This window comes from Caballeronia sp. (genome assembly GCF_049581465.1).
Classification (GTDB): Bacteria; Pseudomonadota; Gammaproteobacteria; order Burkholderiales; family Burkholderiaceae; genus Caballeronia.
On the sequence record NZ_JBAUSA010001122.1, the window covers coordinates 1 to 11341 of the forward strand.

Annotated in this window: 9 protein-coding genes and 1 pseudogene; 2 read left to right on the forward strand and 8 right to left on the reverse strand. The window is 60.4% G+C overall.

Features of this window, described 5'->3' with window-relative positions:
• A partial coding sequence (locus WCA53_RS27405; RefSeq protein WP_423918170.1) for a Tar ligand binding domain-containing protein occupies positions 1 to 1178 on the reverse strand: 1178 nt, incomplete at its 3' end.
• A gap of 212 nt (positions 1179 to 1390) precedes the next feature.
• On the opposite strand from WCA53_RS27405, the gene WCA53_RS27410 reads away from it, so the two are divergent.
• Positions 1391 to 2782: a pyridoxal phosphate-dependent decarboxylase family protein gene (locus WCA53_RS27410; protein WP_423918173.1), complete on the forward strand. Its 1392-nt coding sequence runs from the start codon at positions 1391 to 1393 to the stop codon at positions 2780 to 2782.
• Between the two features lie 131 nt (positions 2783 to 2913).
• Here WCA53_RS27410 and WCA53_RS27415 read toward each other — a convergent pair whose 3' ends face one another.
• From WCA53_RS27415 to WCA53_RS27440, 6 genes are all read right to left on the reverse strand, one after another.
• Entirely contained in the window at positions 2914 to 4248 is a 1335-nt protein-coding gene (locus WCA53_RS27415) for an AAA-associated domain-containing protein (protein ID WP_423918176.1), read from the reverse strand.
• A gap of 12 nt (positions 4249 to 4260) precedes the next feature.
• The gene (locus tag WCA53_RS27420) at positions 4261 to 6012 is read right to left on the reverse strand and encodes an ABC transporter permease (protein WP_423918181.1); all 1752 of its coding nucleotides are present in this window, start codon (positions 6010 to 6012) and stop codon (positions 4261 to 4263) included.
• Between the two features lie 244 nt (positions 6013 to 6256).
• Positions 6257 to 6397, reverse strand: coding sequence for a hypothetical protein (locus tag WCA53_RS27425; RefSeq protein ID WP_423918186.1), 141 nt, complete (start codon positions 6395 to 6397; stop codon positions 6257 to 6259).
• Positions 6398 to 7399: 1002 nt separating this feature from the next.
• Entirely contained in the window at positions 7400 to 7903 is a 504-nt protein-coding gene (locus WCA53_RS27430) for an ureidoglycolate lyase (protein ID WP_423918189.1), read from the reverse strand.
• Between the two features lie 6 nt (positions 7904 to 7909).
• Complete coding sequence (gene alc, locus WCA53_RS27435; RefSeq protein WP_423918192.1) at positions 7910 to 8920, reverse strand: allantoicase; 1011 nt, start codon at positions 8918 to 8920, stop codon at positions 7910 to 7912.
• Between the two features lie 60 nt (positions 8921 to 8980).
• Positions 8981 to 10306 (reverse strand): C4-dicarboxylate transporter DctA, encoded by a 1326-nt coding sequence (locus tag WCA53_RS27440; protein ID WP_423918195.1) that lies wholly within the window; start codon positions 10304 to 10306, stop codon positions 8981 to 8983.
• Between the two features lie 248 nt (positions 10307 to 10554).
• Here WCA53_RS27440 and WCA53_RS27445 point away from each other — a divergent pair, with 248 nt between their 5' ends.
• The gene (locus WCA53_RS27445; RefSeq protein WP_423918199.1) at positions 10555 to 11244 is read left to right on the forward strand and encodes a FadR/GntR family transcriptional regulator; all 690 of its coding nucleotides are present in this window, start codon (positions 10555 to 10557) and stop codon (positions 11242 to 11244) included.
• A gap of 31 nt (positions 11245 to 11275) precedes the next feature.
• On the opposite strand, the pseudogene WCA53_RS27450 reads toward WCA53_RS27445, so the two are convergent.
• A pseudogene (locus tag WCA53_RS27450) lies at positions 11276 to 11341 on the reverse strand (response regulator); the annotation flags it as partial.

Consider the following 11341-nt stretch of genomic DNA (forward strand, 5'->3'; position numbering starts at 1 on the left):
AGGATGTTGGTCTGGAAAGCGATCCCGTCGATCACGCCGGTGATCTCCGAAATCTTCTTCGAATGTGCCGCGATGCCTTGCATGGTCGTCACCACATTACCCACTTCCGTTCCGCCCTTGACGGCCATTTCCGATGCGTGCGTCGCCAGTTCCCTTGCTTGCCGGGCGCTCTCGAAGCTCGCTTTCACGGTCGAGGTGATTTGCTCCATGCTGCTTGCCGTCGTCTCCAGCGACGCCGCCTGTTGCTCCGTACGAACGGAGAGGTCGTTGTTTCCGCTAGCGATCTCCGACGCGCCGACATTGATCGATTCGGTGCTGGCGCGCACGGTCGTGACGGTGTCCACTAGCGATTGCTGCATCTGTCCGAGCCCGCGCAACAGCGCGCCCATTTCATTGTCGCGGCCGGTGTCGACGGGGTGGGTCAAATCGCCCTCGGCGATCCGCTGGAACTGGCGAATGGCCTGATTCACCGGCTTGACGATGGCTTTGAGCAGAGCCCGACGCGCAAACGTGCCGATGACCACCGACGCGAACGCCGCTCCGGCCAGGAGACTGAGCATGCTGCGAAAGCGCGCTTGGGAGCCAATAAAGCGCGCCTTCTGGCGCTCGGTCACAACAGCTTCCAGTGCAGCCGACCGGGCGCCGAAGTCATTCGCCAGCGCTTCGGTGTCAGCGCCCTGGAGCGACTTGTAGGCCGAGAAATCGCTTTTATCGAGCGCTTCGAACGATGCTTGCAGACCATCGTGCAAATACTTTTGACGGGCGGCGACAAAGCGCGTGCGAAGCGCCGCTTCGGCATCGTCGCCCGGTGCAGTCGCTAAGTAGGCCTGCAATTCCTGATCCGACTCGCGCAGGTCGTTGTGCGCGCCCTCAAGCAATGCCGGCTGAACGTCGCCCAAGCCGTACAGCGATGTAAAGGTGCCGAGTGCGAGACGCGCATGCATGACATGTTCATAGCTGCTTTTGATTCCAATGAGCGAGCGCGTGTCTTCCGTGTACATCTTGTCGATCGCGGTATTGCTACTTTGCAGCGCGAGCGCGGCCAAGGCGCTGACCACGATTAGTAGAGCCGCGAAAACCGCCAGTACCAGCGTGATGCTGGCGCGCAAGCTAATGCTTTCGAAAAAGCCTGCCTTTCCTGAAGAATGGGATACAGGTGGCACTATTAATGTTTTCATCGATTGTCTCTTCATAGTTTTAACCCTCTCGTCGAAGGTATATCGGCTGGAGGGAGACGTGGCTGGAGGGCTTTGCGATGAATATTTCAAACCGACCCACTTAGCGGGATTTAGCCCGACGAAGGGTGTCGATATTTCAGCTTTAGCCGAAGTGTCCGGGCCGCACGGTGCAACATAATCAGGCTAGTCCAGTGATCAGTGAAAGGAGCGATATGAACCACATCGAAGTCTTGAAACATGCCGAGGCCCATGCGCAACGCTACCTTGCCGGTCTGGACGAGCGCCCAATCAATGCGACTGTCGGCGCGGAAGAACTCCGGCGCCGGCTTGGAGGACCCCTGCCCGCGGACCCTACCGATCCGGCGCGCGTCATCGATGCGCTGGCCGAGGGCACCGAGGGTGGCTTGCTCGGCTCGACAGGCGGCCGTTTTTTCGGCTGGGTGATAGGCGGCGTGCTGCCGGCCGCGCTGGCGGCGGACTGGCTGACATCGACCTGGGACCAGAACGCGGCGTCGGCGCAATGCTCGCCGGCTGAAGCCGTTGTCGAGGAAATCTGTGGCGCGTGGCTCAAGGAATTGCTGCATTTGCCGGCAACGGCCTCGTTCGCCTTGGTGACTGGATGCCAGATGGCTCACACCACCGCCCTTGCCGCCGCGCGCCACGACCTCTTGCTGAGACGCCACCATGACGTCGAGAAACTCGGGCTGTCGGGTGCGCCGGCGATCAGGCTATTGATGAGCGAGCATCGGCACGACTCGATCATGCGTTCAGCTCGCCTGCTTGGCTTGGGCACCAATGCGGTCGCGCTTTTGCCCAGCGACGATCAAGGCGGCATCAGCCTGGATGCGTTGAAGGATGCCCTGCGGGAATCAGATCGACCGACGATCGTGTGCTTGCAGGCCGGCGACATCAACACCGGCGCGTTTGATCCATTTGACGCGGCCTGTCAGCTCGCGCATGACGCCGGGGCATGGGTGCATGTCGATGGCGCCTTCGGCCTTTGGGCCGCAACGAGCGATCGGCACCGGCACTATTTGCAAGGTGTCGAGAAAGCGGACTCATGGGCCACCGATGGGCACAAATGGCTCAATCTCCCGTTCGACAATGGCTTCGTGTTCGTCGCCGATCCCGCCGCGCATCGGGCGGTCTTCGCGCAGGACACGAGCTATTCGGCGTCAGTCGCGGGAATGCGGGAGCAGAAGGACTGGAACCCGGAGTGGTCGCGTCGCGGTCGCGGCTTCACGACCTATGCTGCGATCCGGTCGCTGGGCAAGTCCGGGATTGCGGACATGGTGGAACGATGCTGCTCGCGGGCCTCGCAGCTTGTGGAGGGTCTGGGCGCACTGCCGGGCGTGGAGGTGCTTGCTCATCCGCGGATCAACCAGGGCCTGGTGCGTTTCATAGCGGCCGATAGCAACCATGACGCACGCACCGAAGCGGTGATCAAGGCGGTCCAGGCAGGAGGCGAAACATGGTTTGGCGGGACGACCTGGCGCGGTCGACGTGCGATGCGGATCTCGGTATGCAACTGGCGCACGACATCGCAAGACGTGGTACGTGCCATAGCGGAAGTCTCTCGAATCCTTCGGAGTGGCACCTGCTGATAGAGCAACCACCTCAGTAAAACCTGCCTGCAATTTGAGCTCAGTTCGCTGAGGCAGGAGATGGAGAACAGCGCCCCCGGCGGCAATTTGCGCAACCGGGGCGCCTTTCGCGAGCGGAATAGCGGACCGGATCAGGACTCCACATCCTCGAGACTGAAGAGTTCGGTCTTGTCGTTGTACGAGAAAATCTCGCCGTAACGGCCCCAGTTGATCACTGCGTCGAGCGTCTCCTTCGCGCCGCTATCCGACAGGAAATCTTCGAGCTCCTGCTCAAAACGCACGCGCGGCGCGCGATGACCGGGGCGCTCGTTCAACACCTTCTTGATCCGGGCGGCAAGCGGCACATGGCGCAGCAGATGATCGGCAAACATCATCTTGCGCTCCTGCGTGTCGAGTTCGGCGAACACCCGCGCCGGTGGCGTCAGGAAGATATCGCCTTCGCGTACGTCCGCGAAGGCGAGAAGCTGCAGCACTTCGGCGACCGGGAACAGATCGTCGACTTCGAGTTGCAGTGTGCGTGCGATCTCCGGCATGTCCGCGCGGCCATCATAGGGTGCTGCGGCCAGCGTTTCGATCAGGCCTGCCATCAGGTTAGTCGACACTTGTGGCAGCGGGCTACCGAGTTCGATCCCCTTCCGGGTCGCTTCGTCGGACTGCCGCGCAGTCATCTTGGCGTAAATTTCATCGACAAGCCTGCGGAATGCAGGATCCAGACGGTTGCGCGGATGCGCGAACGGCACCTCGATCTCGGCGATCACCCGCCCCGGATTGGACGACAGCACCACGATCCGGTCGCACATGAACACCGCTTCCTCAATGTTGTGCGTGACGATCATGACCGACTTGATCGGCATCTTGCCCTGCGTCCACAGGTCGAGCAGGTCGGTACGCAGATTCTCGGCGGTCAGTACATCGAGCGCGGAGAACGGCTCGTCCATGAGCAGCAGTGTCGGGTCGACAACCAGTGCTCGCGCAAAGCCCACGCGCTGCCGCATCCCGCCAGACAGCTCGCGCGGATACGCATTCTCGAAGCCATCGAGACCGATCAAGTCGATCGCGGCCAGCGCGCGTTCGCGCCGCTTTTGCGCGCCGACGCCCAGTGCCTCCAGGCCCGCTTCCACGTTTTGCAGCACGGTGAGCCACGGGAACAGCGCGAAGGTCTGGAACACCATGGCGATACCGTCGGCCGGACCATCGACTGGCTTGCCGAGGTAGGACACCGCGCCGCTGGTCGGCTCGATCAACCCCGCGATAATGCGCAGAAGCGTCGACTTGCCCGACCCTGAGCGACCCAGCATGCCGACGATCTCCCCTTCGTGCAGCGTCAGGTTCACGCCGTCGAGAACCAGCAGTTCTTCCTGCGTCTTGTCGAACCCCCGAGACACGTCCTTGATAGACAGGATTTCGCCTTCGACGTGCCGCGGCGTCTTGAGCAGTTCGGCTGACATCGTTTTAGTAGTTAGCATTGCGTTTCACTCTCAATCGAGCCGAAGCTTGGCTTCGGCATAGGCGTACATCGGACGCCACAAGGTGCGGTTGAACAGCGTGACGAACAGGGACATCACGGCAATGCCCAGGATGATCTTTGGAAAGTCGCCAGCGGCCGTCGTCTGTGCGATGTATGACCCGAGACCGTGGGCGACGACTTTGGTGTCGCCCCACTGGACAAATTCAGCGACGATGCTCGCGTTCCACGCACCACCCGACGCCGTGATCGCGCCCGTCACGTAGTACGGGAAAATGCCTGGCAGCATCACCTGGCGCCACCATTGCCAGCCGCGGATGTGAAAGTTCGAGGCGACTTCGCGATAGTCGTTCGGATACGCACTCGCACCGGCAATCACGTTGAACAGGATGTACCACTGGGTACCCAGCACGATCAGCGGCGAGAGCCAGATATCCGGGTTCAAGTGGAAGCGCACGATCACGATCACGAAAACCGGGAACAGCAGGTTCGCCGGGAATGCAGCCAAAAACTGCGCGATCGGCTGGATCTTCTCGGCGAGCGCGGGACGCAGCCCGATCAGTATGCCGATGGGCACCCAGACCACGGACGAGATAGCGATCAGCAGCGCCACGCGCAGCAGCGTGACGAGCCCCAGTACTAATACGTGACCCACTTCGTCTAGCGTGACGCCGGTACGCACATACGCGACCACGCGATAGATCACATACAGCGTCAGCAGAATCACGAAGGCGCCCCACACGATGTCGCCAATGCGTGATGACTTCTGGCGTGCCGGAGCGCTGAAACGCACGCGCCCGAGTGAAGGCACGCGCAGCGGAAAGCGCGCTGCATTCGCGAAGAGCCAGCCTATGGGTACGAGCCCCCGGTGAATCAGACGTGTGCGGCGCAGCAGGTCCAGCAACCAGGACTCTGGCGCGCTACCGGAACTGCTGGTTTCCATGCGGAACTTGTCGGCCCACGCGACGAGCGGGCGGAACAGCAACTGATCGTACGCGAGAATCACGATGGTCATCGCGAGGATCACCCAGCCGACCGCGTGCAGATTCTTGTCGGCGATCGCCTGCGCGAGATACGCGCCGATACCTGGCAGCGTGACCGTATGGGTGCCGACGGTGATCGCTTCCGATGCGACCACGAAGAACCAGCCGCCCGACATCGACATCATCATGTTCCAGATGAGGCCCGGCATTGAGAACGGGACGTCGAGCTTCCAGAAGCGCTGCCATCCAGTCAGGTGAAATCCGCGCGAGACTTCATCCAGATCGCGTGGCACCGTGCGCAGCGACTGATAGAAGCTGAACGTCATGTTCCAGGCCTGGCTCGTGAAGATCGCAAAGATCGCCGCGAGCTCCGCACCCAGGACACGGCCCGGAAACAGCGCGAGGAAAAACGTGACCGTGAACGAGATATAGCCCAGCACCGGCACGGACTGCAGGATGTCGAGTATCGGCACCAGCACCTTTTCGGCGCGGCGGCTCTTTGACGCCAACGTGCCATACGCCAGTGTGAAGACCAGCGACGCAACCATCGCGGCGAGCATGCGCAACGTGGTGCGCATCGCGTATTCGGGCAGGTTCGACGGGTCGAGCGAGATGACCTGCGTCTTCAGTGTCGCGATGGGCGCCAAGGTCTGGTGAAAGCCGATCGCCGTCATCGCGATCAAGCAGATGATCAGCGGAAAAGCGACAAAGTCCCAGCCATTGGGCAGCAACCGCCATGCAGAAGCATTCGCGATGCGGTTCGGGTTAAAACTAAAGTTCATCGGGCGTCTCTCACCGGTCGCGGGTTACAAAAACATACGGAGTGGCGCTTATGTAATCAAGCAAAAAGCGCGGTCAAAAAAAAGTCGCCGCGGCAAGCTGAGACGAGCCGTGACTAAAATTAGGCTATTGCTTATTAAGGGGAAAGGGAAAAGCGCCGGCTTCCCCGCCGCCTTCCCATTTCCCGACGGCATATTTCTTCGTGAGCGATAGTAGCGCCGGCACATGACAAAAGATCAACGCAACTTACGAAAGAAGCGACTTGATCCTGTGCCAGAAGGCGGCGAATTTGTTGGGTTCACGAGAGTGTAGCGCCAGCATGGCGTCGTAGTGGACGCGGGATTCATGCACGTGAGGAAGGTGCGGCAAGAGCAGACCGAAGTTCATGATATTTCTCCGAGCGTTTGGCTTAAAGCGATTCTGTGAAAGCCAGCAGACACGGAGCGCGATCGCGTATTACGCGCGGCGGCGAACGTCTACTCGCTTTCCCCAGGCAAAGGTATGGCGCAGCAACTTATGGGGCAACTATCAGGGTCCGGCATGGACGCTCCTTGTCGGCGTTTCGTACGCACGTGTTTAGCCACGCGCTCGCGCAACACCATAAAACTGAAATGGCGCGAACGAACGCAGCCGCAAATTGACGCTCGCGGCGCGATGCCATACAGACGCACGTAACCACTGCGTCCATAGGGCGCTACAAGGTGCACGGAGAGAAGTAACTACGGCGCGCACCGTCTGCCTGCTGGCAAGACGGCGGCTAAGGGAAAAAAGCGCGGACGTCCTGCCGGTCAGGCAGCGAAACTGTTCGAAGATCGACTACTGCAGGTGTCCAAGGCATTGGCCCCGTTTGTGAAGACTCGCGGATTTTAAGCAATCCAGGAATACGAAGTCAACATACTTCGATAAGCAGAGCAAACATAACTTGAAGTGTCGTGGGAAAGACGCTAAAACCGTCCCGATCGCACCATGACTCTTTCATCTCACCCGAAAAAACGGGGTTTTGAAATATGAATGAAAGAATTGGAATGTCTTGAGGCACGGTTAGCGAGTGACGGCATTGCATCGCAAGATTTGGCACGCCGCGTCTTTACACTATTTTTATTTGGCGGCGCGTTCTCGTGGCGAATACACTCCGCGAAGCGCAATAACAGAGTTTCTGCGAAGGGATGTTGGAGTAGTCAGTCACTGGCAAGCCGTATCTGGATGGGCGTGCTGCGGGACAACCTCGACACCCGAGTTTGCACGCCAGTCGGCTGACGCCACAGCCCAGAGCAGCAGCGACTCGCACCTCGCACGTCATTGCCTGGTGTATGGAAAATACTGCGTCAGCCGATTACTATGCGGTCGGTAGCAGCAAGTGCACCAAACGATGCATGCCGCCGCCGGTGGCTAACCCCAACCGTTTTCGACAAGACGAAACTTCTCCGATAAATAGGTTTCCTCACAATTATTCTCGCTCCCGCCACGATCGATGACGACGAAATCCCGCACCCCTCCAAGCACAATCAGCGGGTGATGCCAGACGCCGCGTGCGTAGTTCACGCCCTGCCAGCCGCGGATCGAAAAAGCGCGCATTTTTTTTGCATCAAAATCGCCCGCGGGCGCGACCACCACGAGGTACGACACGACTCCGACCGGCAGGAACGCCTGGCTGCCGAGCGGATGGCGCTCCATCATCGAGATCTCAACGGGTTGTGGGCGCGACTGGCCGCGAAACACGTTGATGAGCGGCCGGCCGCCACTATCCGCGCCAATCTCCACGCGCGCCAGGTCGTGGAAGCGCTCGGTCGTGCCGCCGTTGATCGGGAAATGCTTCGCACCGTCCAGTTCGATCACGTCGCCAAACGGCTCGAACGCCGCGCGCGTCAGGGGTTCAAGTGTAAGCGTCTGCATAGCCGCTTACTCGATCACACCGAACAGGCGCAACCGCGACACGCCACCGTCCGGGAACATGTTGAAGCGTACGTGTGTAACTGGCCCGAGCACGGCAAGTTCGGCTTCGAATCGATGAATATTGTCCATCGAGAGCTTCTGTTCCGGCAGCAGCACCGGCCAGAACATCGCCTGCGTGATCAGTGACTCGTCCGTGCCGCCTGCGACACGCGCCGCCTGCAGCGAACAGCGATCGGGAAAATTGCCCTTGAAGTGGGCGGTATCGACTTCGATCGCCTGGATCACGCCCGGATGGGCAAGCGCCACGATCGCCCAGTCGTTGCCGGGCTCACGACGACGCCGCGTCTCCCAGCCGTCGCCCATGTCGACGCCGCGCCCCGGCATCAACATTTGCGACGCCGGTCCAAAATGCTGGTTGTTCGCCGCCACCAGATACCCGCCGTTTTCGATGGCGGCGAGATCGAGTCGCGTGCCGCGCTCGACCCGCGTCCAGTCCACCTTCGGCTGGCCGTATACGCGCAGGCGCGCAATCCCGCCATCGGGGTAGATGTTCACGCGCAGATGCGTATAGGCGTTTGCATCCGTGATCGATAGATAGTGATGCGTATTACCCTGCAGCGTGGTCGCCGGCACAATCTCGCGCCAACCGGCGTCGTCTTGTGGATCAGCACTTTCGCTGTAGCAGGCGTCGATCGATGCCGCCGGCGGGAAGTTGCCGGTGAAGTGGCTCGTGTCCAGGTCGATGCCGTGAATCGTGCCCGGCCGCGCCAGCTTGAGGATGCAAAAGTCGTAGCCTGTGGTCCGCTTGCGGCGCGTCTCCCAACCGTCCATCCACTTGCCGTTGTCGTCGTACTTGCCCGGAATGAATACCGCGGGCTGCGGATCCAGCATGCGCTCCTTGGGGGCGAAGAATTCGTCGCTGGCAAAGAGCGCCTGAGCACCGAGCCGCGGATCGGCGAGATTCATATAGCGGCGCGTGAATGCAGGAGCGTTGGGGTCGAGAACGGGATTAGCCATGAGATCGGTTCCTTTAGATCAATTTAATTAATTGGCACAGAGCAAACAAAGAGCGCGCGTTCAAACCGCGTGCGCGGGCTCGTGGCCGTGACTAGCGCCTGCCGCGGGATCAGCCGGCACGAACAGCAATTCGGCATCCTGGTTCAGCACGCGTGTGGCTCGACCGCGATCGATGTCCTTCTCCCAAACCGCCACGACCACCGTCGCGACACAGTTGCCGATCAGGTTGGTGACGGCGCGTGCAATTCCAACGAACCAGTCCACCGGCAAGATCAGCACGAGGCCGAGTACAGGAATGGCCGGAATGGCCGAGAGCGTCGCGGCGAGAATCACAATGGCTGAGCCCGGGATACCGTGCGCGCCCTTGGACGTCACGAGCGACACCAGTACCACTACGATCAGGTCGTGGATCGAGAGCGGCGTATTGGTGGCCTGCGCGATGAATATGACGGCGAGCGTGAGATAGATCGAGAAACCGTCGAGGTTGAACGAGTAGCCGGTCGGGATCACCAGACCGACGGTGGAATCCTTCACGCCCATCCATTCGAGCTTGCGCATGATCTGCGGCAGCACGGCGTCCGATGAAGCAGTGCCGAGCACGATCAACAGTTCCTCGCGCAAGTAGCGCACGAGCTTGAAGATACTGAAACCCATGAGCCGCATCACCACGCCCAGCACGACGAAGACGAACAGCAAGCAGCTCGCGTAGAACACGATCACCAGCATGCCAAGTTGCTTGAGCGACTCGACACCGTAGGTGCCGGTCGTGAACGCAATCGCGCCGAGCACGCCGAGCGGCGCGAGCTTGATGATGAAGCCCATGATGCGAAAGAACACGTGCGACAGTTCGTCGATAAGACCTGTCACGCGCTGCGCCTTCTGGCCCAGCAGCGAGAGCGCGGAGCCAAACAGCACGGAGAACACCAGGACCTGCAGGATGTCGCCCTTCGCGAAGGCATCGACGGCGGTGTCGGGAATGATCTTGAGCAGGAAGCCGGCCGTATCCTTCAGGCTCTTCGCGTGCTCGGTGTAGGTGGCAAGCGACCCGGCGTCAAGCGTATGCAGGTCGATGTTCATGCCCACGCCCGGTCGCGTTGCATAGGCAAGCAGGGCGCCGATCACGAGCGCGATCGTCGTCATGAACTCGAAGTAGATCACCGACTTCAGCCCGACTCTTCCGACCTTCTTCAAGTTGCCGGCACTCGCCATACCTGACACCACCACGCAGAACACGATCGGCCCGATGACCATCTTGATGAGCTTGAGGAAACCGTCACCGAGCGGCCGCAACGTCTGCGCGAAATGAGGAAACACCGCGCCGATCACGATGCCCGCGAGCAGCGCGATCATCACGCGTCCAAACAGGGAATTAAGAAACCTCAACACGGTATTTCTCCTCAATGTTGAACGACAGAACGACGGCACAGGGGCGACGGGTATCAACTGTTCAGACTGGTCGGACCAGTTGGTTGATGCTGAATATTAGAAAGCCGATATAGTCGAGTCAAGGACGATTTGGTAGCGGTTTACCCGGGATTGTGGCGTGCTGCAAAGCGGGAAAATTGAATGAGAGCAGACGGCTTTCGATGGCGCGCCTAGAATGGCGGTCAGACCGGCCAACTTCTAAACACCTTATGAAAAACGTTCCGCATACCGTGACCGATGCCGCGATCGCAACCATTCGCGAGCGTATCGAGACTAGCGTCTACCCGGTGGGAAGCCTGCTGCCGGCGCAGCGGCAGCTATCGGAGGAACTTGCGATCAGCCGCGCCTCGCTACGTGAGGCACTGTCCACGCTCGAAGCGTTCGGCATGCTGCATATTCGGCCCGGCAAGGGTGTCTATGTGAACAGCGCCCAGGCGGCTGGCACGCACCCATGGCGGTTCGCCGACCAGGCATCGCTGCCCGACACTTACCAGATGCGCTTCGCGCTGGAAGGCTTCGTGGCGCGGCTCGCGGCCCCCGCTATCGGTGACGCTGACGTCGTGTGGCTGGAGGAGAACCTCGACTCGTTGCAAGGCGCCCTCGCGTGCGCCGAACTCGACGAAGCGGCGCAACTCGATTTCGCGTTTCACATGCGAATCGTGAGCCTTGCGGGCAATACCGCCATCGAGTCGATATTGCGCGGCAGCGCCGACATCATGAAGGAAAGCCAGCGGTTGCCGTTTTATCGGCGTGAACTGGTACTCTCGACGTACCACGAGCACGCGGCGATCGTCGAGGCGTTGAAGGCGCGTGATAGCGGACGTGCCGGGCGGGCGATTGAAACCCACATCGTGAATGCGGCTCAACGCGCGGGCGTGCATTTTCCTGTGCCGGGGTAGCAGTAGGACCCCTATCTAGCAGAGCCCCCCCCTAGCTCGCCAGCTTTCTAAACGTTTCAAGCACCGCGTCGCCCTTGAACGGCTTGACGATCCAGCC

Coding starts and splice junctions, on each gene's coding strand:
- WCA53_RS27410 (WP_423918173.1), top strand. CDS start 1,391: ATGAACCACATCGAAGTCTTGAAACATGCCGAGGCCCATGCGCAACGC.
- WCA53_RS27415 (WP_423918176.1), bottom strand. CDS start 4,248: ATGCTAACTACTAAAACGATGTCAGCCGAACTGCTCAAGACGCCGCGG.
- WCA53_RS27420 (WP_423918181.1), bottom strand. CDS start 6,012: ATGAACTTTAGTTTTAACCCGAACCGCATCGCGAATGCTTCTGCATGG.
- WCA53_RS27425 (WP_423918186.1), bottom strand. CDS start 6,397: ATGAACTTCGGTCTGCTCTTGCCGCACCTTCCTCACGTGCATGAATCC.
- WCA53_RS27430 (WP_423918189.1), bottom strand. CDS start 7,903: ATGCAGACGCTTACACTTGAACCCCTGACGCGCGCGGCGTTCGAGCCG.
- alc (WP_423918192.1), bottom strand. CDS start 8,920: ATGGCTAATCCCGTTCTCGACCCCAACGCTCCTGCATTCACGCGCCGC.
- WCA53_RS27445 (WP_423918199.1), top strand. CDS start 10,555: ATGAAAAACGTTCCGCATACCGTGACCGATGCCGCGATCGCAACCATT.